We start from the raw sequence: 22,358 nt of genomic DNA on the forward strand, positions 1-22,358 counted from the left end.
CGATTATGAAACGATCCAGTCTCGTGCTTTTGCTTGCTACGACTATGCTAGCAACCGAAATACCCGTCGACGCAAAGGCCGGTACAGATCGTTCGACGGTGTCGGCCAGCTCGATTGGTCGCAAGCGAAAAGGTTACAGACCACGTCGGGGCGGGTTGTTTAACACGGGTTTATTCAAGAAGAAGAACCCTTGCGGTTGTCCAAATCATTAACGGATTGTTAACAAATTGTACTTATAACAGAGATGGGCCTTACTGGGGCCTATTTTTGTCTATACACGTTGTAAAATTCTGTGTTTCAGCGTAAAATTTAGTACCTTTGCGTTTTCAAACGCATCACAAACAATACGTACCGGGGTTGATCAGTGGACTGGTCCTTGCCCGGTAACCATTTTGTCAATACACAGTACACATACTGTATGCAATCGATTCGTAACATCGCCATTATTGCCCACGTTGACCACGGCAAAACCACGCTGGTCGACAAAATCATTCACGCGTCTAAGCTGTTCCGGGAAAATCAGGAATTCGGTGACCTGATCCTCGACAACAACGATCTGGAGCGTGAGCGGGGTATCACCATCGTTTCCAAAAACGTATCGGTTCGGTACAAAGACGTTAAAATCAACATCATCGACACACCGGGCCACAGTGACTTCGGGGGTGAGGTAGAGCGCGTGCTGAAAATGGCCGACGGCGTTTGTCTGCTGGTCGATGCGTTTGAAGGCGCTATGCCGCAGACCCGTTTCGTACTGAGCAAGGCGCTTTCGCTGGGTTTGAAGCCTATCGTTATCGTCAACAAAGTCGACAAAGAGAACTGCCGGCCGGAAGAAGTACACGAAGAGGTTTTTGATCTGATGTTCAACCTCGGCGCTACGGAAGATCAGCTTGACTTCCCGACCGTTTACGGCTCGTCGAAACAAGGCTGGATGGGTCCGGACTGGAAGACGCCAACCGACAACATCACCTACCTGCTCGACACGATCGTGGCAACGATCCCACCGTCGCCTATCAACGAAGGTACACCACAGATGCAGATCACGTCGCTCGATTACTCGGCGTTCGTAGGTCGTATCGCTATCGGTCGTGTACACCGGGGAACGCTGAAAGAAGGCGCTAATATGGCGCTGGTAAAAGCCGATGGTTCGATCAAGAAAGTGCGGATCAAAGAACTGCACACGTTCGAGGGACTTGGCAAGAACAAAGTAACCGAAGTACAGTGCGGTGACATCTGCGCCGTAACGGGTCTGGAAGAGTTCGAGATCGGTGATACGCTCACCGACGTCGAGAATCCGGAAGCCCTGGAGCGGATCGCCGTCGATGAGCCGACGATGAACATGCTGTTCACGATCAATAACTCGCCGTTCTTCGGTAAAGAAGGTAAGTTCGTGACTTCGCGTCACCTGCGCGACCGGCTGTACAAAGAAATCGAAAAGAACCTGGCGCTGCGCGTGGAAACGACCGACAGCGAAGACCGCTTCCTGGTATATGGCCGGGGTATTCTTCACCTGTCCGTATTGATCGAGACGATGCGTCGTGAAGGCTACGAATTGCAGGTTGGTCAGCCACAGGTACTGTATAAGGAAGACGACAACGGTCAGCGGCTTGAGCCGGTAGAAACCCTTGTCGTTGACGTACCGGAGGAGACGGCTGGTAAAGTAATCGAACTGGCTACGCAGCGTAAAGGCGAGCTGTTGATCATGGAACCGAAAGGCGATCTGCAACACCTTGAGTTTGAAATTCCGTCGCGCGGTCTGATCGGCCTCCGTTCGAACGTGCTGACGGCAACCTTCGGTGAAGCGGTAATGTCGCACCGGTTCAAAGAGTACCAGCCTTACAAAGGTCCAATCCCTGAGCGGATCAACGGTTCGCTGATTTCGATGACGAGCGGTGTGGCCACGGCTTACTCAATCGACAAGCTCCAGGATCGGGGTATCTTCTTCGTCGAGCCCGGTGACGAGATTTACACGGGTATGGTTATCGGTGAGCACAACCGGCAGAATGACATCGTGGTGAACGTTATGACGGCCAAGCAATTGACCAACATGCGGGCATCGGGTTCGGATAACAACGTGAAGATTGCGCCGAAAATATCGTTCTCACTGGAAGAATCGATGGAATACATTCAGAAGGATGAATACCTGGAAGTAACGCCGAAATCGATGCGTATCCGGAAGATCTACCTGGATGAAAACGAACGGAAGCGTAACGCCAGCAAATTTGCTATGGCTTAATCGAGTCAATTTGACACAAAAAAGAAAGCCCGCTCAGACACTCTGAGCGGGCTTTCTTTTTTGCTGCTGTGTTTATTGATTCGCTACGACACTGACGGCAAGCGCTGCTTTCGTACCGGTAGTAAGCGTGTTGACAGGCGATGATTGCATGGCCGTTTTCGAGTCTGGAGCGGGCAAATTCGATATATAAACGTTCTGTCGCTTGATGTGAAAATACACGCAGGCGAAGAGTAAAAAGCCTGCAATGAGTGTGAATACTTTTCTCATATCGTTGTAAAAAGTGGCACAATGTGCGTCGTTAAAGTAAGCGTACTCACTTCGTACACGCAAAGCAACAACAATAACAGCACCTGTTTTACAATTGTTGGCACTATCTAGTGAGCGGTACTAAACGTATAGGCTTTATCCGAGGCATAAATAGCTATTTATGAATAAATTACGGAAGATAAAGCGAAAAAAATTTATCGGCTATACGTAAAAAAATTGCCCGGCTGTCTTAATTACGGCCGGGCAATGTTGGTCTTACACAAAAGATAAACAAAGAAATGTCGATAAAAGGCAGCTATATCATCTACCTTTTTTATAGGATAATGTTCCGCTTGATGGACTACCAAAAAATAATTGTAAAGTACCATCAGGCAACTGATTAAAACGGGCCGTACTACCCAGTTTTGTCAGATATGAACGATCAATTTGATAGGTAGTTTGGCCTAAATCAGCTGAGGCTGTCTGGCTTAATTCCTGAATCTGCATTGTCCCGTCGACAGTGGCATACATTCGACCTTTGTACGTATTCTGCAAGCCTTTTCCCTGTACGTAGAATGACACAATATCGTGGGGTGGGTTCGCGGTATCTAACGCGAACGATAACGTTGTAGAAGCCGCCGAATCCGGTTGCATCAGTGTCCAGGTACCGACGAGGGCAGCAACGGTAGGGGGCGGCTCAACAGTACCCTGCTTGCATTGGCAAAGCAAGAGCAAACAACCTATAACCGCATAAATAGTATTCATCAGTTGGCTTGGGTCGGGTCGGCTACCTTACCGGTAAACAGGATTGTCCCGGTTGTTTTTTCGTGAATGACAAAGACAAAAGGACGGTCGCAAAGTGTAGGCATTTGTAGCGATGTCGTGGATATGCCCCCGGTCGTTACGGCGGCTGCTTCGGTACCCTGCTCATCAACGGCCACGAAGGTATTTTGCTTGACAAAGCTGAGCGTCAGGCCACCGGCCGGGTTCATTTTCGTGAACGTAGCCTGATTGGTAAAAGCAACGGGCATACCCATTGCGCTCAGTACGGCGTTTAGCTGAATGTCAAAATTCATGGTAAACTTTGGTAGTCCAATATCCATACTACCTTTCGTCATACTCTGTTGCAGCGCCGACCATTCCGTTTCTGTGTAGGCTTGCAACAGCGAGTCAGCTGAGCGGTCGGCGGCTGGTAGAAGTACCGTCATTGCCAGGCGATCGTTACCGTACGGCAGTTCAAAGGCGGTGTAGCCGTCGCGGAAAGCACGACGCATGGCTACTTTCTGCCGCATCATCTGAACGGTCTTTTGTGTGCCAGACGCTAGCGTAAACGGCATACCGGCCGTCTCTTCGGACCTGAACTGCGTTTGCCAGTTCCCCTTGAAATAGAGCGCGTTCAGCACGAACAGGACATTCTCCGGCTGAATACTATTAATCACGTTCGGAATACGCCCGTTGGTTTGCTGACTGGCCCAGTTGTTAATCTTGGAAACGGTAGCCGGATCGTTGAAATTTTCTGCCGAAACCGTCGCGTCGAAGGTCTGTTTAAGAACGTCCTGGAACGATTGCGCTACCGTGAAGGTATTGCGGTACCAAACCGAATTGGCCAGCGTCAGCGTCACCTTCGGGTCGATTCTGGGCAGGTTTTGTAACAGATTCTGGTACGTCTGATTAGCCTCGGTCAGCGTTTGCGCATCGAGTTTCAGCGTCTTCTGAATCTGCTGAGCTGTTTGTCCGTCAGCGCCGTTCAACAGCATACCCAGCGCCATGTGCAGGCTCAGCGGTGAAATAAAAACGTTTTTATCGACGCCTTCCTGCTGACTGACGCGACTCGTCAGGTCGAAGGCGAACTGCGTAGTCTGCCCGACAAAGGGGGCTGATACACGTAAGCCGCTGGCAGTTGAATCGACAGTCGATGCTGGTGCCGTTGTAGTATTACGACAGCTGACGGCCGATACGACGCCAGCAATTAGGAGCGGTAGCATCTTCATAACGAATACGGTTAGAAGTGATAATCGACACCGAAGCTCATACCGGTTGTTGTCGGCTGCGATCGGATTGGGGAGTCCGATGCTGTCGTACTGCCAATAGCCGGCTGGTACAGGCCAGCCAGTGAAGCAGACCAGTGCTGCGATGGGCGGTACCGGAACCGGGCACCGACCGAAGCGGCCAACGAAAGCGAGCGGTAGATATCGTCAGCGGGCGTCACGACAACCTGATTAGCGATGGTATTTCGTACGAAAATATTGGTTAGAAATCCCCCAATCAGGGCCAGTCCCAGCCGCTTGCGGGGCCGCAGCTGATAGCCAACCTGAACCGGTACCTGAACAAACTGATAAGCGTTGGATACCGCCTGCTGCTCGCTCATACTGTACCGATTCGTCACATACGATTGAGAGGAGCCATGCTGATCCACGGCCGCAGCCGCGTAAGCGTTCGTCTGACTGATGACGCGGTCTCGGACAGCATCGACGAAGAGATTATTGACGACCTGAGCGTCTTTAGCCGTTATCATGGCTGCGCTTGCCAGACTAATCTGCGTCGGACTTTCTACCGTCGATTGGGCACTCAGATACCCAACGCCACTTTCAATCGACCAATGCTCCGTTAGTTGGATACCCGCGCTTACCTGATACGCAATGGACCGGCTGCTACGGCTATCGACAACCGGCGTCGTGGCAACGGCATTTCGATTGACACTGTTGGCGTAGCTGGCTACAGCCATAGGGGTAGCTGCCGATGCCAAGGCTACAGCCGGGTTGTACGCACCCGGCATAACGCTGATCGAGGCCCATTTCTCCCGTTTTTTCGATTTCGCTAACCCGTCTGTAACAGCTACGTCGCTCGTAGCGTCTACACCTGTCCAGGCGGCAGCGACTTTCGACTGGGTGGGCTGGTTCGATGACGTATTCGCTACGGCCAGTTTAGGTGCCGCAGGCGCGTTCGGTTGCCCTGCCGCAGGTGGTACTTCTGCAGCCATTGGTGACGTTGCCATCAGGGGCATAGCCGCAGCCGGCGACGGGTTAGGAGCAGATACGGACTGTATTGTTGTTTGTACAAACCCCGACGTCTGTACAAACTGCGCTGTTCGCTCAGACTGTGCGTTGCCGTATTGCCGATCTATGTCAACGATAAGATTGCTGTTACCTGTCAGTGTAAAAGCCGGCTGACTCTCGTGCTTCGCTGCTGACCGTATGTGATGCGTATAAAATTCTGGGATTGCTTTCGCTGCGCTCGCAACCAGGGTTGTTTTGTGATTCGATTGACTGGTGTTTGGGGTGATGGGGGCGTTTGCTGGTGCTGCTGCGGGTTGGTTTGTACGGACGGCAACCGATTTTGTCGTGCTGAGCTGATTCGTTGCTTGCGTGTACCACCAGCCGGCCAGCAACAACGCTACGGAAGCGGCTGCACCAGCCCCCCAGGTCAACGTACGCAGGCCCGGCAACAGAGCCGCTCCCCACAGCGGTAGCACGCGGGTCTTACTGTCTTCGTCGAGCTGACGTTCGACGGCGTCCCACACGCGCTGCGGGGGCTGCTCGTCGGCTCCGTCGAACGCTTTCCGCCAGAAGTCGTCAGGAAAATGGTCCAATTCGTTCATTAGTTCGTTGTTGTTCGGGGTGGGTTGCTTGTCACTGTTCGTTCGTCGGCTTTAAGCTTCTGCAACAGCAGGCTCCGGGCACGGGCGTATTGGGATTTCGAGGTACCTTCGGCAATGTCGAGCAAATCGGCGATCTCTACGTGGTTGTAGCCTTCAATGGCGTAGAGGTTAAACACCGTTCGGCAACCCGGCGGTAATTCCTGAATCAGCCGCAGCAGATACTGGTAGTTCAAAGACGGCAGACTCTCATCGGCTTGTGGTAGCACGGGGGCCAGATCCTGTATATCACTGGTCTGTTCCCACGGCTTCTGCTTGCGAATATGTTTCAGTGCCGTGTTGATAACCACCCGTTTCAGCCAGGCTTCCAGCGGGCACTCAAACCGGAACGAATCGATATGCCGGAAAATTTTCACGAATGCATCCTGTAAAACGTCTTCAGCCTCGTCAGGATCACGGATGTAGCGTTTACAGACGGCAAAGAGCTTCCCGGCAAACCGCTCATAGAGCTGTCGCTGCACAATTCGGTCCTGCCGACGGCATCCCTCAACTAATTCGTATTCATCCTGCATATAAACGTTGGCATCTGGATAGAGTCGCTTACTGGACAAACGGTTGCAAGAGCAGGAAAATTTTTGCGGCTAGTCCTTTGTGGGTTGTAAGTACGAGTGTGTGCGTTTGTTGGTGGAAAGCCGATCATGTACCAGCTCGTAGGAAAAGACCAGCTTTCTGACTGAAATTTGTCAACTTGTACGATATATTACCGGGTTGTTCGGTTTACTTTCTATTTCGTGTATGCGTACCGTCTTTCGGCCTGTTGCTTTGTTGCCCCTCGTGCTTACGGCAGCCGGGTTGCTCTCATTAACGTTGCCGGCGGGCTCGCCGGGTTCATTACCGAACCGCCTGTCGGGTCCGTTACAGGCAAATCGATTTGCCGACTCAACGGCACTGTACCTGCCTGGCGATCTGGAAGCGACAATCTGGGCCGAATCCGCCATGCTGTTCCGACCGACAAGCATCGACGTCGACGCACGGGGGCGGGTGTGGGTCGCCGAAGCAGCGGGAAATCGACCGGAAGGTGATGGAACGACTGACGGACGTATCACGATTCTAACGGATGGCAATGGCGACGGTCGGGCTGATAACCAAACCATTTTTGCGCAGGACGCTCGGCTGGTACGCCCATTGGGCGTTAGTGTGCTGGGGCGGAATGTGTACGTCTCCAACGCGCCTGATCTGCTGATGTACGTAGATGAAAACGGCGACGACCGGCCCGAGCGGGCGGAAACGGTCTTAACAGGATTTGGTGGTAAGAACCAGCGTAACGGGGTGCATCGAATGGTGGCTGGCCCCGCCGGAAACTACTACGTCAGCGTTGGTGATGCCGTACCCTACACCATCACGGACCGCGACGGCTGGACGGTACAGGCTGGTACAATGACTGACAAGCAACCCGGCAGCGACGGCCGTAACTGGGTGGGGGGACTGTCGCTGCGTATCAAACCCAATGGTTCGGGCCTGAAAGTGATGGCCGATGGTTTTCACAACAGTCAGGCGGTGGTTGTCGATTCATACGGAAATTTGTGGCAGGCCGATACCGACGAGAAAACGCATGTGTCGCATATCAACTGGGTGCTGGAAGGCGGAAAAGCCGGTTTCTACGCGGCAGGGAATCGTTCCGCTAATCCAGTCGCCATGCCGGGTGTGATGCCCACCGGCGAGGCTATCCCGAACAGTTCATCGACCGCGCTGCTGATGAACGAAGATGAAAAACTGGGCCTGCCTTATCGCGGCACGTTGCTCTGTGCTGACGCCCGTCAGCATCGTATCGTTGCCTATAAACCTGAAATTCGCGGTGCTGGCTATCAACTGGTAGCCAATGAGCTGGTCAGCGGAACCGGTTCGAATGGCGATGTAAATGCGGTGTTCGAGCCTGTAGCCATGTCGATTGGGCCGGAGGGGGCTATTTACGTAGCCAGTTGGCATGAGGCCGGAGCCAAATCCGTCGGGCGTATTTACCGCATTGCGCCGAAGGGACGTACGTTGAGAAACCCACAGATTGACTTACGGAACACAGCCGGTCAGTTAGCTGCCTTGACGAACCCGGCTCCCCAGATTCGTATGTTGGGCTTCAACGCGCTCAAACAGCAGGGCGACGAAGTCGTTGAAGCGCTGATGCCAATGGTTAGTTCGCTGAATGCGTACCATCGGTCACGGGCTGTTTTTTTGCTGGCACAGTTAGGGCCGGAGGGGCAGTTTGAAGTCGAACGGTTGCTCAAATCACCCGAAGCGCAGACCCGTATCGTTGCGCTGCGGGCTTTGCGGAGCATCACACCTGAAAATTCGAAGGCTAATCCCGCCCTGACTCCGTCGCAGCAGGTATTGCTGCCGTTGCTGGGTAACCTGTCCGTCGATCAGAGCGTAGCTGTTCGGCGCGAGGTGTGCGTCGCCCTGCGGGATATGCCGTACGCCGATTGCCGGCGAATCCTGGCCAATCTGGTGCAGGGGTATGATGGGCAGGACGCCTACTACCTGACGGCATTGAGCGAAGCCGCCGATGGTAAGGAAGAAGCATTGTTCGCGGATCTCCGGCCTTCGTTTGCCGCCGATCCGGCCGAGTGGGATGCCCGTACGGCTAATCTGGTCTGGGCCTTGCATACAGCCTCGGCGTTATCACTGCTAAGAAAGCGGGCTGAAGCCGATCAGTTGCCTATCGACGCCCGACGACAGGCAGTGAGCGCCATTGTCGCCATGCAGACGCCGGCATCGCAAAAAGTATTGGCTGAGCTGACGCGGGGAAGCGACAAAGTGCTGGCCGCTTCGGCAACGGAAGCAATAAGCACACGTAAAGCCAAGCCACAAGCCGCCACGCCCACTACGCCTGCCACTACCGCTACCCCGCCATCAACGACAGACAAGCCAGACCCGACAGCTATGTCTCCGCGCGATCTGCTGGCCAGTAAATACGGCACCTACGCGGAACGGAGCAAGGCAGTACTGGAACTGGCCCGCACCACAGATGGGGCCCGACAACTGCTCGACCTGATTGCAGAAAATCGGTTGTCAAATGCGATGCTGCGGATAGCTGGCCCTGCCTTACTGAAGCACTCCAGCACCGCCATTCGGCAACAGGCAGCCCCTTATTTCGAACCAAAACCGGCTTCGTCTGCCACCGTTACCGATTCAACGAAAGTCGCGACGCCGAAATCGGCTCAGCGCATGTCTTCCGGTAAACCGGCTGCTGAACCTGAATCGACTGCCGTAGCGGTGCGCAAACCTGTGCTCCCGGCGCCCGACAGTAACAAGACGACTGTAGCAGGCAATTCAGACAGGCGTTTGGTTAAATCCGACATCGCCGATATCGCCGAACTAACGGGAAATGCAGTAACGGGTCAACTGCTGTTTAAAGCCAACTGTAGCCGGTGCCACGTTTACAATCAGAAAGGCGTCGACGTTGGTCCGGAACTGACGAATGTTCAGCGGCAACTGGACAAAGCTGGTTTAATCGAATCAATCGTATATCCGAACGCATCGATCACGCCCGGTTATGAGTCGTGGTTAATATCGACAACAACTGGGCAGACCTACTACGGATTCATTGCCAGCGAAACGGCACAAGCACTCGTCGTAAAAGGGGTAACGGGGCAGAAACACACGATTCCGGTCAGTGCCGTGTCGAACCGACGTCGATTTGCCAACAGCCTGATGCCGAGCGTACAGACCATGAAACTCAGTCAGCAGCAAATCGCCGATATAACGGCATACCTGCTCAAACTGTAGATACTGTAAAACGCATCAGGGGCTGGCGAAGGAATACCTCCTCGCCAGCCCCTGATGCGTTCAGAAAATAGAATTAGTGCGCTTAGATGATCGCGTCGAGCAGCGCCGTAACGATAGAAACGACGAGACTGAACAGTAACGCGGCCAGTATACCGCCTACGACAAAGCCAGGTACCAGCGAAGCCGCCAGATAAACCATCAATATGTTGATGACGATCAGGAATAATCCCAACGTCATAATCGTGATGGGAACCGTCAGGATGGTTAGAATCGGTTTGACGAAGGCGTTAAGCAGACCGAGTACGATTGCGATAACCAGGTATGTACCGACACCTCCGGTGACAGAGATACCGGGGATGATGGCGGCTGCCACATAAACTGCCACCATGCTGATGACAATGCGAATAAGTAGGCCCATTGGGAGTGAAATTGGTAGTGAACTGAATAGATGTCAGCATCACGAACACCAAACCGGTAACCAATGTTTGCCCTTTACTTCGCGTGACGGCTCTGTAGCACAGCAATTATGTCGTCCAGATCCATATTTTTCTGCTCCAGCAAGACCAGAAAATGAAAGAGCAGGTCGGCGGCTTCACCTTTGAACAGATCGTCGTTATCATCTTTCGCTTCGATAACCAGTTCGACGGCCTCCTCCCCTACCTTCTGCGCAATCTTGTTGACCCCTTTACCAAACAGCGACGTTGTGTACGAGGTATCGGTCGGGTTAACACGCCGGTCGTGGATGATGCCCTGCAAATAATTGAGAAACTGGCCCTTACCCCGATTTTGCTCGTTGAAGCAGGTATCTGCTCCTGTATGACAGGTCGGACCCGCCGGCCGGGCCTTAATCAGCAGCGTGTCGTTGTCACAATCAACCAGAATTGAATCGACGTGCAGGAAGTTGTTCGAGGTTTCGCCTTTCGTCCAGAGCCGTTGTTTGCTACGGCTAAAGAACGTGACAACCTGCTCAGCCTGCGTCTTTTCGTAGGCTTCCTGATTCATGTAGCCCAGCATCAGGATCTTCCCGGTTTCGGTGTCCTGAACAACGGCCGGTACCAGCCCTTCGGGCGATTTGTCAAACGCAATCTCGGAATTCATGGCGTAAAGGTAGTCGCTCAGGGGCGAATCGTCTGCACAAAGGACCGAATGCTCTCGGCTGATGTACCGTGGTCCTGCAAATGCCGGATAAACGCACTACCCACAATCGCGCCGTTGGCATACTGCGAAGCCGTGTTGAACGTCTCCTGATCGCTGATACCAAAGCCGATCAAGCGGGGGTTACGCAGATTCATGGCTTCGATACGCTCAAAATACGTCCGCATACCGTCGCTGATTCCTTTCACCGAACCGGTGATACTCGCCGACGAAACCATATAGATAAACCCGTCGGATTCCTGGTCGATAAACCGGATGCGCTCGTCGGTTGTCTGTGGTGTAATCAGATGCACGTTCAGAATGCCGTATTCGCGAAAGACGGGCGCGTATTCCGCCAGAAACAGATCGAGCGGCAGATCGGGCAGGATCACACCGTCGACGCCAACCTGACGGCACATCCGGCAAAAGTTCTCGACCCCGTACTGAAGCACTGGATTAATATAGCCCATCAGTAAGATAGGTACAGTAATCTCCTCCCGGCAACCTGCCAACTGGGCGAACAGCGTCTTGATCGACATGCCGTTGTCCAGCGCCACGCCGTTGCTCTGCTGAATGGTTTCGCCGTCGGCAACGGGATCGGAATACGGCATACCGATTTCGACCAGGTCGACGCCCGCATCCTGCAAGCCACGCAGCACCGTGCGTGTATCGTCGAGGTGGGGAAAGCCTGCCGTGAAATAAACGTTTAGAAGCCGCTCGCTGCGTTGCTCAAACAGAGCGGAGATGCGGTTGGTAGTGAGTGTGTCCATGAGTTTGTAACCCAGACGTCCACGTCTGGAGGCCGTCAGGCCAACTATACAAGGCGGCAGCTTTTTGGCCTAGCGGCCTCCAGACGTGGACGTCTGGGCTACATGACGTGCTCGCCTACAAATGCTTCGAATACGTACTTAAGTCCTTGTCGCCCCGGCCTGACAGGCAGACGACCACAACATCGTCAGCTTTCAGGCTCATTTTATCCAGGGCTGCCAGCGCGTGTGCCGTTTCCAGCGCGGGGATAATGCCTTCGAGTTTACTTAGTTCAAAGCCTGCTGCCAGGGCCTCGTCATCGGTGATGGCGTAAAAGTCACCCCGGCCCGAATCGAACAGGTGTGCGTGCAACGGACCAATGCCGGGATAGTCGAGACCCGCCGAGATCGAATATGGTTCCGTTACCTGCCCGTCGTCGGTTTGCATCAGAATCGTACGGCTACCGTGCAATACGCCCGGTTTTCCCAGTGCCGTCGTCGCGGCCGAATGCCCCGACGATACACCCATGCCAGCAGCCTCAGCGGCTACGAGCCGAACCGAGGGTTCATGCAAGAAGTGGAAGAACGCACCGGCGGCATTGCTACCCCCACCGACGCAGGCAACCATGTAATCAGGATTTTCGCGGCCGGTCTTGGCCAGTAGCTGCTGCCGGACTTCCTGCGAAATAACCGACTGAAACCGCGCGACCATATCGGGATAGGGATGCGGCCCAACGACCGATCCGATGATGTAGTGCGTATCGACCGGGTTGTTTATCCAGTGCCGCATTGCTTCGTTAGTCGCGTCTTTGAGCGTCTGACTACCCGATTTAGCCGGTACTACCGTCGCGCCCAGCATCCGCATCCGATCGACGTTCGGCTTTTGGCGCTCCATGTCGATAGCGCCCATGTAGACGATGCATTCCAGCCCCATCAGCGCGCAGACCGTTGCCGTCGCTACGCCATGCTGACCCGCGCCTGTCTCGGCTACAATCCGCTTCTTGCCAAGCCGTTGCGCGACCAGAATCTGGCCAATCGTGTTGTTGACTTTATGGGCACCGGTATGGCACAAGTCCTCCCGTTTCAAATAGATTGTAGCCCCTTTCTTCGCTGACAGGCGCTTCGCCAGAAACAAAGGCGTCGGCCGACCAACGTAATCTTCCAGCAATTGCCAGAATTCGGCCTGAAATGACGGATCGGCAATAATCGACAGGTAGTTCTGCCGAAGTTCTTCGACGTTCGGGTACAGCATTTCGGGGATAAACGCTCCCCCAAAACGACCGTAAAAACCGGTGTCGCTCACCGCAAAAGACGCTTGCGTATCGATAGTATCTTGCATGATTGTCAATGCTTTATCAGACGTAAACCCAATGTGGGCAAATGATCAAAATCGTTGTCTGTAGTATGAAGCTCCATGTCGAGGTAAAGAGCCGTAGCCGCAATCCATAAATCGTTTTTGCCCATGTTGCGGGCAGATGTTCCAAGTGGGTAGCTCTTTAACCGATTCTGGCTGAATGCGTCGATCTGAGCATAGTAGCTTATCAGCCCCTCTGTCACATCAACGCTCGGATATCGACTGAATAGGTCTTGGACGAACTCCCAGCGTTGAAGGCCCCAATCAGATTTTAAAGCGAAGGCTTCGATCTCACCGATCGTGACTATTGACAATACTGTCTGAGCGGGCGGTAATATTCGCCGTCTTACATGACCGATAATCAGGTTTGTGTCGTAAATCATACACTGCCCTTGTCACCTTCCGCAAGCAAGGCGTCCATTGCTTTGTTTTCTGCTTCTGTAAACTCTGGAAATACACCAAAGAAGGGTTCATCGACCGTGGTAGCTTGCAAGAATCGCGCTACACCCCACCGCCGAATATCTTCGGGGCGATATGAGTTGATCTTGCCCCGTTTCATCGCCGGTATGATATCCGTTATTTCCTGGTCCACTTTCATAATACACGTTGTTTATACGTCAACACAAACCACGTTACCCTCGTTTCTTCCAGGCGTTAAACAGCTTCCTCCTCTTCGATAGGACGCAGATACGACAGGATCTCTTTTACTTTCGCCACATCTTTTACACCCGGTGCCGTTTCGACCTGACTGTTGACATCGACACCGTACAGTTTGAAGCCTTTCAGCAGATTCACCTGATCGACGTTGCCGAGACCGATACCACCACTGATGAAAAAGGGCTTTTCGTTGTCGTAACGACTCAGAATGTTCCAGTCGAACGTAACGCCGTTGCCGCCGGGCTGATCGCCTTTGGCGTCGAATAGGAAGAAGTCGCACTGCGCTTTGAAGTTGTTCAGCATCGAGAAATTAAACGAATCGTCGATTCGGAATGCCTTGATGATGTTGATACCCCGGTTGCGTAGGCTGCGGCAGAATTCCGGCGTTTCTGTACCGTGTAACTGCACGTACTGAAAATCGTACTTCTTCACCATCCGCAGAATGTAGTCCGGTGAGGCATTGACAAACACGCCCACCTTATGGATCGAGCGGGGCAGCGATTTAACTAATGTCTCGTCCAGCGTATCGCCAACGAAGCGGGGCGACTGATCGTAGAAGATAAACCCGATGTAATCAGGGCCCAGTGCAGCAATTTCTTTCAGGTTGTCGGCGTCACGCATGCCGCACACTTTGAGCTTCATATCAATACGAATTAGATGGATAGGTACTACTGTAAGCTTTCACGAAGCTGTCCAGCGCCGTTGCCGGGTTGTCTGTTTTCATAAAAGCCTCGCCAATCAGGAATCCGTCGAAACCGGCATCACGTAGCGTCAGCAAGTCGTTGGGACTGTGCAAACCGCTCTCGGCGATCTTGGCGTAGGTATCAGGAATCAGATTGACGAGCCGCAACGACGTATCCAGTGAGGTAACGAAGGTTTTAAGGTTGCGGTTATTGACGCCGACCAGATCGATCGAGGTGGTCAGGCTTTGTTCCAGTTCGAGTTCGTCGTGTACTTCGAGTAACACCTGCATACCCAGTTCCTGCGCCTGCTGACTGAAATCCCGAACCTGCTCCGGCGACAGACAGGCGGCAATCAGCAGGACGAGATCGGCTCCCCACGCTTTGGCTTCCAGCAACTGATATCCGTCGATGACGAAATCCTTGCGGAGGATCGGTGTTTCGGGATTGGCTAACCGGGCTGCTTTCAGGTCGTCGGGTGTACCACCGAAGAAAGGTTCATCGGTCAATACCGAGAGTACCGACGCTCCGGCCTGTACGTATCCCTGCGTGGTCTGCGTTACGTCGGCGCGGTCGTTGATGATGCCTTTAGAAGGGGATTTTCGCTTGAACTCGGCGATGATACCGGTCGAATACAATCCCTGAACGGCGTCGCGGGCCGACAGACAAACCCGTTTAAAGTCGGGCATTTCCTCCAGCGCCTGGGCCGGTGTTTCGGCCATGCGGGCGGCCACCTCTATACGCTTACGGTCAATGATCTCGTCTAAAATCGTCATACTAGTCGATTAGCTTGGTAAAACAGGCCAGCGCCCGTTTGCTCTCCAGTGATTCACGCGCCATGGCTACCGCGTCTTCCAGCGAACCGGCTAGTCCGGCCGTTTGCAGGGCTACGGCTGCATTGGCAACAACGGCCTGTTTCTGCGCTGGAGTGGCTTCGTCGTTCAGCACATTGAGGAAAATTTTCGCCGATGCCTCCAACGTTTCCCCCCCGGCCAGCTGATCGGCCAGCAGCGTTTGTAGCCCCAACTGTTCCGGCGTCATGATCTGTTCATTACCATTGCTGATCACTTTAAATGGCCCGGTCAGTGAGATTTCATCGTAGCCGTCCAGCGCGTGCAGAATCGCAAACTGCTTGTCGGTTTGCTGATAAAGGTACGCATATAAACGCGCCAATTCAAGGCTGAACACCCCAACAACCTGTTTGCGGGGCCGGGCCGGATTGATCATCGGACCGAGTACGTTGAAAAACGTTTTTACGCCCAACTCCTTGCGAATCGGCGCGACGTTTTTCATAGCGGGGTGAAACAGGGGCGCGTGCAGGAAGCAGATACCCGCCGTTTCCATCTTGCGCTGTAACTCGCCGACGTCGTTGGTGAACCGATAGCCCAGATACTCCATCATCGTCGACGAGCCAACCAGCGATGAAACGCCGTGGTTGCCGTGCTTGGCAACGCGCTGTCCGGCCCCGGCCACGACAAACGACGACAGTGTCGAGATGTTGAACGTGTCTTTGCCATCGCCCCCGGTGCCGCACAGGTCCATTGGGTCATAGGCGCTAAGATCGACGGGCAGGCAGAGTTCAAGCATGGCGTCGCGGAAGCCTTCAAGCTCTTCCACCCGCAGGCTGCGCATCATGTACACCGTCAGGAACGACGCGATCTGCGCGGAGTTATACGCCCCCCGCCCGATACCGAGCAACACCTGCCCGGCCTGCTCCTTCGTCAGCGACTTGTACTCAAACAGATGATTTAAAATCGATTTCATAGTCGAATAGGCTGTTAATTTATAGCGACTTACGTAGAAGCCTTAGCATCTGATAAGCACCCTTCTGAAATTGGTAGTCAACAGGTATTATATCAGCCTGAATGTGATTAAGCTTACAATACTCCAAGACGCTGTTCAAGTGTGGAGATACGTGACCGTCTAACGTAACTAAGGGGAAAATACGAACGTCATTTGCCACCCGGACCAACTCCTTTATTGATGTCAGATGAAATGCTTCTGACAGTTGTTCGCTGTAGAGAAAAAGCAGATGTGAACACAAGACTAGGTCGTAAGAGCTGTCAGGAAAAGGCAGGTCAGGTAGTGATATTGGGATATACCTTTCTTGCTGTAGGCCTTGCTCATAATCCGAAAGGAAGAGACTCATTGCTTCCATACGAGTGTATATGACTGCTTCAGCGTTCTGGAAGTCTGTCCAAACATACTGGTTGACGTTGCACTTAAGTTGCTCCGCGATTGTCTGATGCGTAGCACCGATACGCTCCCTCAATTCACTTGCTGAGAAGGCGTATATTGGGTCAATAGAGGTTACGTTGTGACCTGCCAGTGCCATTTCTGCATTGAAACTTGCCGGCCCATCGCCTACTCCCAAGATTCGTTTGGTAAGATCCGTAGCTGTAAGACCGAACATACGCTCGTACTCACGTCGCGAACGCCCCCATGGAACAACCTCAGCAAGTTTCATCGCTCTAACCAGTTTTTGATCATTTGTACGCCATTCTGGGTCAGGACCGATTCGGGGTGGAATTGTAGACCCCGCACGTCGTGACGCACGTGAGCCAGCCCCATCACGCGGCCCTGCTCATCGATAGCCGTTACACGCAAGTCGTCGGGCATCGATTCCGGCACTACCGTCCAGGAGTGATAGCGACCTACCGACAGTTCGCCGGGAATGCCGGTAAAGATTGGGTCCGATTCGTCAACGACTGTGGCGCGGTGAGCCACACCGTGCAGTACCTCGCCGAGGTTTTCCAGCCGCGCACCGTACACTTCGCCAATGCCCTGATGCCCCAGACAAATGCCCAGAATGCTTTTCTGCGGTCCGTACTCCGCAACCAGATCCTGCATGATGCCGGCTTCCGATGGAATACCCGGTCCTGGCGACAGCAGAATCTTGTCGTATTGGGCGACGGCCTCCAGCGCGATCTTATTGTTGCGGATGACGTCGGGACGCTCACCGAGTTCGCGCAGGATGTACACCAGATTGTAGGTGAACGAGTCGTAATTATCGAGAACGAGAAGTTTCATAGAATTGGAGGAAAGAAGAGCGATGAACGAGAAAAGATGATTTGACTTGGTTTCGTCTTTCTTCTTTTGTCTCTCCTCTTTCGTCTAAAAAAGTTAAATCGTTTGCGCCTGTTCGATGGCGGTGCGAAGGGCCGCCAGCTTGTTATGTACTTCCTGTAATTCGCTCTCTACGACCGACTTCGCTACGACACCGGCCCCCGCCTGATAGTAAAGGGTGTTGTCTTTGCTCATGAACGTACGGATCATAATGGCGTGGTTGAACTCACCATCGAAGCCCATGTAGCCGATGCTGCCCGAGTAAAAGCTACGACTCAGATTCTCGTATCGATCGATCAGTTGCATCGCCATGTGTTTGGGGGCACCGGACAGCGTACCGGCGGGAAAGGTCTCGGCCACGATTTGCAGCGGATCGGCTTCGGGCGTAAGCGTACCGACAACTTTCGAGACGAGGTGAATGACGTGAGAATAATATTGAATCTCCTTGAACGTCTCGACCTTGACTACGTCGCAGTTGCGGCTCAGGTCGTTGCGCGCCAGGTCGACCAGCATGACGTGCTCCGCCGATTCTTTGGGATCGTCATATAGCTTCTGAGCCAGTTCGGCGTCGCGCGCGTCGTCGCCGGTGCGCCGGAACGTACCCGCGATGGGATAGATCGTGGCCTGCCGGTCTTTAACGACAATCTGCGACTCGGGCGACGAGCCGAACAGTTTGAAATTGCCGTAGTCGAAGTAAAACAGATAAGGCGAGGGGTTCAGGGATCGCAGCGCCCGGTAGACGTTGAATTCGTCGCCCACGAACGGGGTCGAGAACCGGCGCGACAGCACAATCTGGAATACGTCGCCCCGCTGGCAGTGATCTTTTCCTTTCTGGATAACGGCCCGGAACTCGTCGTCGGTAAAATTCGACTGCTCATCACCGTTCGGGCTGAACGAGTACGTTGGGTAGTTGCGGCCCGTGATCAGATCACTGATGTCGTCGAGCGTGCTGTCCGGTTGGGTTTCGCCATCCTGCAGGTAGCTGTGTTCGAACAGGTGTAGCTCGTCCTTGAAGTGGTTGATAGCCAGCACATACCGGTACACCATGAACAGCGATGCCGGCATCTCGTTCTCCGTTGGAACCGGCGCATTCAGCTGAATATCCTCGAAACTCTGCACCGACGGATAGCCGAAATACCCGAACAGACCATTGGTGATAAACGAGAACGGCGCTTTCTCATGCTGAAACCGGTCCTTGAACTGTTGCAGGGCAACCGGCATAGCAGGGCGGTCTATGGTCCGAACTGTTGATCCGCTTCCGGGTAGCTGTTCGGTTAGTTGATTGCCCTTGTACGAAAACTGGGCAACCGGGTCGAAGGCGATGTACGAAAAGCTGTTGTCGTTACCGTGGTAGTCGGAGCTTTCCAGCAGGATGCTGTTCAGAAAGCGATCGCGAATACGTAGGTAGATACTGACGGGCGTGATGATGTCGGCCAGCATGCGCTTGTGGCGACTGACAACGCGAAAGGTAGACTTGGAATCGGGCATGGTCGTAAGACTAATTCAGTGTGTGATGGACAAAAAAATAAGGCTCACCGGGATGACGGTGAGCCTTAGTATCTGTAGATAAACAGTCATAGGGGCAACCCTCATCCGGGAAAGGAAGAGTGCCACCACCAAATCATGTTTACCGTGTTGTTCATCTTGTCGAAATTGGCGGTAAGGCCGTTTGTTTCTGTTGTCGGGGTGGCGGGATTCGAAGACGGGCGCGTCCCCGGCCACAACCTCTATGTCCCGAACGTAGCACGCTACGCTCCCCTCTCTTTTCTAGTCGGGGTGGCGGGATTCGAACCCACGACCTCTACGTCCCGAACGTAGCGCGCTACCAGGCTGCGCTACACCCCGAATGGGACACAAAGGTAAAGGCTTTGGCTTATTCGTGGGTCGTCAACCGGCAATTTTTTTCAGAATAAAATTAACCAGCGCATCCGGCATCTCGTAAGTAGGCAGGTGACCAGACCCGTCGAGTAGCTCAAATGTCGCGTTGGGGAGAGTCGGTATCGTCAATTCAGACTGCACGTCGGGCGAAAGAGCATTGTCCTTATTGCCGGCTATGATCGACACCGGAACGGTGACACGGCTCATCCGGTCGGCAATGTCTTCTTTACTGCCCTCCGTCAACCAGGCATCCCAGGCTACTTGGCTGGTGCGCAGATTGTCGGTGACGATTTGCTGGCGATCCGTCTCCGAAACAGGCTTCGCGGTGATGTTCTCGAAAGTTTTGATCGCTGCCTGCTCGGTACCGTGCGTTTTCAGCATCTCCTTCCGGTCTTTATCGGGGATTGGTTCCGGGTGCGGTGGCGAAGGCGAAACCAGTAACACCTGCTGCAAACTGGTCGGCTGGCGTGATGCCAGATTAAGCGCCACTTTGCCACTCATCGAATGACCAACCAGGACAAACGAGCTGATGCCTAATCGATCCAGTACAACTGCTACGTCGTCGGTCATGTCATCGACGCTGTAGCCTGATTCGGGGGCCGGGCTATCACCATGGCCCCGCAAGTCGACAGCAATACACCGATAGTCTACTGCTAGTTGCTCGATCACTGCCCGCCATTCCTTCGCTGAACCGCCGAAGTAGTGCAAAAAAATCAGCGTCAACGGCCCTGTCCCGCGCTCTAGGGTATGTAACTCGACTGTGGTTTCCATGTAACTAGTTTGTGCGGGTATAACCGGTTGTTCGGACAGGGGTTTTGGGCTGGAAAAAATTTTCAACGTTCTTCCAACCTTCCGATGCGCTGATCGCACTCTAGTACACAGCACCAGAAAACCATGTTTCGCTTGGCACCATCGTCCGACATATCCGAACGCGACCTCGTCGAGCGATGTCTGTCAGCCACCGATCAGGCAATCCAGCGGCAGGCGCAGCGGCAACTGTATGAGCGATACAAACGGGCCATGTTTTCCACGGCCTATCGAATTACGAATGACTACGACAATGCAAACGATGCCTTACAGGACGCCTTTGTGGCGGTGTTTCGAAGCCTGAATCTGTTCACGTTTCAATCGACGCTGGGGGCCTGGATTAAGACAATTGTGGTGCGCAACGCGATTCGTAAACAGCAGCTGGAAAGTCGGTTTGTGGGCATCGACGAAGTCACGCACGATCAGCCAATACCATTGCCGGATGGGCTAACGGGTGCCGAACTTGATACGGCAATCCGGACTCTGCCCGACGGTGCCCGAACGATTTTTTTGCTGGCCGAGGTAGAAGGCTATGCGCACAAGGAAATCGCCGATATGCTGAACATTAGCGAAGGCACGTCGAAATCGCAACTGAACTACGCCCGCCGACTTCTAAGACAGCGACTACACAATGACTATCAATAACGCCTTTCCCGATCTACCGGAATACGACCCGCATCCCGACCTCTGGAATCGGATCGACGCTGAACTGACAGCTGCGGAGCGATTCGATGATCTGGTTAGCAGCCTGCCGCAGACTGACCCTAAAGCCGATCTGTGGGATTCGATCGAAGCCGAACTGGACGGACAGGTACTGCCCCACCCCGCCGTTCAGCCGTCGAAGCGCCGAATTGGTCAGGTTATTCGGCCGTTGTGGACTGCGGTAACCGCTGCGGCTGCGGTAGCTGCGATTGTGCTGATTGGTTTCTGGACAAACCGACAGTCGGATGCCCGCGAACGAATGGAATATGCGATCGAAACGGGCGTCGCCAATACCGCTAGCCCGGTTCCGGCTGATACCGACGCGGACCGACGGGCGGAAGCATTCATTGCGCAACAGTGCGCGGCTCAGACGATCGCCTGCCAGCAACCTGAAGTACATGAACTGCGTAATCAACTGGCTGAACTGACCACAGAACAGCAACGGCTGGATCAGGAGCGGCAAACGTTCGGCGACGACCCGATGCTGATTCGGGCGCAGGTAAAAGTCGAAAATCAGCGGGCTGAAGTAACGAAAGAACTGATAACCTTACTCCGCTCATGAAGGCACGATTGAGACTCTGGCGGCTACTGATCTGGTTTAGCCTGTACTTGGCCAGTATGCCCGGACGGGCACAGCCTGCGCTTCAGGTCGTGACGAAAGTGGTGGAGAAAGAACTCCCCTACTCGGCTGGACAACGGCTGCGACTGACGGCGGAAAAAGCTGACGTGACTATTCATGGCTGGACTCGACCGGTGGTATCGATTCGGTTGCGGCTGACGGCCAAGCACCCCGACCGGGCTGTTGCCGAGCGGGAAGTCGGGTACCAACAGTATACCCTGCAAGCCAACGGAAACGAGATTGAGCTGGCAAACCACTATGCCGTGCCGCGTGGTGCCGGAAAAGTGCAGAGTCAACTAAAGGCGATTTACGACATCAGCGTACCGGCTGGCGCGTCGCTGCTGCTCAAGAATTCGTTTGGTGATATTCGACTTGCTGATCTGACTGGCGATACGAACCTGACCTTTGAATTCGGCAAACTGTCGCTTGAGGACATGGGCGGTAAGACGACTATCCGGTCGAGTTATGGCGATATCGACGGACGTGGTGTCGACGGGTCGCTGCTGCTGACAACCGAGAAGGCGGACGTTAGCCTGCGCGACCTGGCTGGTCGGGCTGTTGTCAAGAGTCGCTACGGCAAGCTGACCGTCGTACCGCATCCGTCGCTGACCGGTCTGTCGGTCGAAGCTGCCCGCACGGATGTTCTCCTGGCGGCCCGGCGTATCGGCGACTTCCAGTACGACGTCATCACCACATTCGCCGATATCCGCGTGCCCGAAGCGCAGCAGGCTGAATTGGGAAAACTGGGTAGCAAGCAAACCTTCACCTATCAGCCGCCTGGTCGCAAACCCCTGATTCAGATACAGGACAGCTACGGTAACGTGACCATACAGGCTGATAAACCACTCGTAGACCGATAAT

Annotated in this window: 23 protein-coding genes and 1 tRNA gene; 5 read left to right on the forward strand and 19 right to left on the reverse strand. The window is 53.9% G+C overall.

The features are described from left to right. Nucleotides 1-418: 418 nt before the first annotated feature. A complete protein-coding gene (gene typA, locus CLV58_RS20715; RefSeq protein ID WP_106139747.1) occupies nt 419-2,233 on the forward strand; it encodes a translational GTPase TypA in 1,815 nt (604 codons plus the stop codon). A 72-nt stretch (nt 2,234-2,305) separates the two neighbouring features. Here the strand turns inward: typA and CLV58_RS28125 are convergent, their stop codons facing one another. From CLV58_RS28125 to CLV58_RS20730, 5 genes are all read right to left on the reverse strand, one after another. Beyond that, complete coding sequence (locus CLV58_RS28125) at nt 2,306-2,500, reverse strand: hypothetical protein (RefSeq protein WP_146141492.1); 195 nt, start codon at nt 2,498-2,500, stop codon at nt 2,306-2,308. A 300-nt stretch (nt 2,501-2,800) separates the two neighbouring features. After that, nucleotides 2,801-3,244 (reverse strand): hypothetical protein, encoded by a 444-nt coding sequence (locus CLV58_RS28130; protein ID WP_146141493.1) that lies wholly within the window; start codon nt 3,242-3,244, stop codon nt 2,801-2,803. After that, on the reverse strand, nt 3,244-4,464 hold the full coding sequence (locus CLV58_RS20720; protein ID WP_245882400.1) for a serpin family protein: 1,221 nt from the start codon (nt 4,462-4,464) through the stop codon (nt 3,244-3,246). Before CLV58_RS20720 ends, CLV58_RS28130 begins: the two co-directional genes overlap by 1 nt. Before the next feature lie 17 nt (nt 4,465-4,481). Beyond that, on the reverse strand, nt 4,482-6,077 hold the full coding sequence (locus tag CLV58_RS20725; protein WP_106139749.1) for an outer membrane beta-barrel protein: 1,596 nt from the start codon (nt 6,075-6,077) through the stop codon (nt 4,482-4,484). Next, entirely contained in the window at nt 6,077-6,646 is a 570-nt protein-coding gene (locus tag CLV58_RS20730; RefSeq protein ID WP_106139750.1) for an RNA polymerase sigma factor, read from the reverse strand. Before CLV58_RS20730 ends, CLV58_RS20725 begins: the two co-directional genes overlap by 1 nt. Nucleotides 6,647-6,869: 223 nt before the next feature. Here CLV58_RS20730 and CLV58_RS20735 point away from each other — a divergent pair, with 223 nt between their 5' ends. After that, nucleotides 6,870-9,854 (forward strand): PVC-type heme-binding CxxCH protein, encoded by a 2,985-nt coding sequence (locus CLV58_RS20735; protein WP_106139751.1) that lies wholly within the window; start codon nt 6,870-6,872, stop codon nt 9,852-9,854. 82 nt (nt 9,855-9,936) lie between these two features. Here the strand turns inward: CLV58_RS20735 and CLV58_RS20740 are convergent, their stop codons facing one another. The 14 genes from CLV58_RS20740 to CLV58_RS20805 all read right to left on the reverse strand — a co-directional run bounded on the left by CLV58_RS20740 (nt 9,937) and on the right by CLV58_RS20805 (nt 20,140). Further along, the gene (locus CLV58_RS20740) at nt 9,937-10,272 is read right to left on the reverse strand and encodes a phage holin family protein (RefSeq protein ID WP_106139752.1); all 336 of its coding nucleotides are present in this window, start codon (nt 10,270-10,272) and stop codon (nt 9,937-9,939) included. 74 nt (nt 10,273-10,346) lie between these two features. After that, the gene (gene hisIE, locus CLV58_RS20745) at nt 10,347-10,952 is read right to left on the reverse strand and encodes a bifunctional phosphoribosyl-AMP cyclohydrolase/phosphoribosyl-ATP diphosphatase HisIE (RefSeq protein WP_106139753.1); all 606 of its coding nucleotides are present in this window, start codon (nt 10,950-10,952) and stop codon (nt 10,347-10,349) included. A 17-nt stretch (nt 10,953-10,969) separates the two neighbouring features. Beyond that, nucleotides 10,970-11,758 (reverse strand): tryptophan synthase subunit alpha, encoded by a 789-nt coding sequence (trpA, locus tag CLV58_RS20750; protein WP_106139754.1) that lies wholly within the window; start codon nt 11,756-11,758, stop codon nt 10,970-10,972. Nucleotides 11,759-11,873: 115 nt separating this feature from the next. After that, nucleotides 11,874-13,073 carry a tryptophan synthase subunit beta gene (gene trpB, locus CLV58_RS20755; protein ID WP_106139755.1) on the reverse strand — a complete coding sequence of 400 codons (1,200 nt, stop codon included), beginning with the start codon at nt 13,071-13,073 and terminating at the stop codon, nt 11,874-11,876. Between the two features lie 5 nt (nt 13,074-13,078). Continuing rightward, nucleotides 13,079-13,471 (reverse strand): type II toxin-antitoxin system VapC family toxin, encoded by a 393-nt coding sequence (locus tag CLV58_RS20760; protein WP_106139756.1) that lies wholly within the window; start codon nt 13,469-13,471, stop codon nt 13,079-13,081. After that, nucleotides 13,468-13,686 carry a hypothetical protein gene (locus tag CLV58_RS20765; RefSeq protein WP_106139757.1) on the reverse strand — a complete coding sequence of 73 codons (219 nt, stop codon included), beginning with the start codon at nt 13,684-13,686 and terminating at the stop codon, nt 13,468-13,470. Before CLV58_RS20765 ends, CLV58_RS20760 begins: the two co-directional genes overlap by 4 nt. 56 nt (nt 13,687-13,742) lie before the next feature. Next, nucleotides 13,743-14,387, reverse strand: a complete 645-nt coding sequence (locus CLV58_RS20770) for a phosphoribosylanthranilate isomerase (protein ID WP_106139758.1) — start codon at nt 14,385-14,387, stop codon at nt 13,743-13,745. Between the two features lies 1 nt (nt 14,388). Then, nucleotides 14,389-15,201, reverse strand: a complete 813-nt coding sequence (gene trpC / locus CLV58_RS20775) for an indole-3-glycerol phosphate synthase TrpC (RefSeq protein WP_106139759.1) — start codon at nt 15,199-15,201, stop codon at nt 14,389-14,391. A gap of 1 nt (nt 15,202) precedes the next feature. After that, a complete protein-coding gene (trpD, locus tag CLV58_RS20780; protein ID WP_106139760.1) occupies nt 15,203-16,189 on the reverse strand; it encodes an anthranilate phosphoribosyltransferase in 987 nt (328 codons plus the stop codon). Between the two features lie 19 nt (nt 16,190-16,208). Further along, entirely contained in the window at nt 16,209-16,892 is a 684-nt protein-coding gene (locus tag CLV58_RS20785) for a class I SAM-dependent methyltransferase (protein WP_106139761.1), read from the reverse strand. Continuing rightward, entirely contained in the window at nt 16,889-17,455 is a 567-nt protein-coding gene (locus CLV58_RS20790; protein ID WP_106139762.1) for an anthranilate synthase component II, read from the reverse strand. Before CLV58_RS20790 ends, CLV58_RS20785 begins: the two co-directional genes overlap by 4 nt. A gap of 93 nt (nt 17,456-17,548) precedes the next feature. Next, nucleotides 17,549-18,979: an anthranilate synthase component I family protein gene (locus CLV58_RS20795; RefSeq protein WP_106139763.1), complete on the reverse strand. Its 1,431-nt coding sequence runs from the start codon at nt 18,977-18,979 to the stop codon at nt 17,549-17,551. A 283-nt stretch (nt 18,980-19,262) separates the two neighbouring features. Next, nucleotides 19,263-19,336, reverse strand: a tRNA-Pro gene (locus tag CLV58_RS20800). 42 nt (nt 19,337-19,378) lie between these two features. Beyond that, nucleotides 19,379-20,140, reverse strand: coding sequence for an alpha/beta fold hydrolase (locus CLV58_RS20805; protein WP_106139764.1), 762 nt, complete (start codon nt 20,138-20,140; stop codon nt 19,379-19,381). A 123-nt stretch (nt 20,141-20,263) separates the two neighbouring features. On the opposite strand from CLV58_RS20805, the gene CLV58_RS20810 reads away from it, so the two are divergent. From CLV58_RS20810 to CLV58_RS20820, 3 genes are read left to right on the forward strand one after another with little or no spacing between them, the layout of a single operon-like run. Further along, entirely contained in the window at nt 20,264-20,821 is a 558-nt protein-coding gene (locus CLV58_RS20810; RefSeq protein ID WP_106139765.1) for an RNA polymerase sigma factor, read from the forward strand. Continuing rightward, entirely contained in the window at nt 20,808-21,440 is a 633-nt protein-coding gene (locus tag CLV58_RS20815) for a hypothetical protein (protein ID WP_106139766.1), read from the forward strand. Before CLV58_RS20810 ends, CLV58_RS20815 begins: the two co-directional genes overlap by 14 nt. Further along, on the forward strand, nt 21,437-22,357 hold the full coding sequence (locus CLV58_RS20820; protein WP_106139767.1) for a DUF4097 family beta strand repeat-containing protein: 921 nt from the start codon (nt 21,437-21,439) through the stop codon (nt 22,355-22,357). The genes CLV58_RS20815 and CLV58_RS20820 overlap by 4 nt, the downstream gene beginning before the upstream one ends. The last annotated feature ends 1 nt before the right edge of the window (nt 22,358 follow it).

Origin of the sequence: Spirosoma oryzae, from assembly GCF_003002825.1 — a bacterium.
Classification (GTDB): Bacteria; Bacteroidota; Bacteroidia; order Cytophagales; family Spirosomataceae; genus Spirosoma; species Spirosoma oryzae.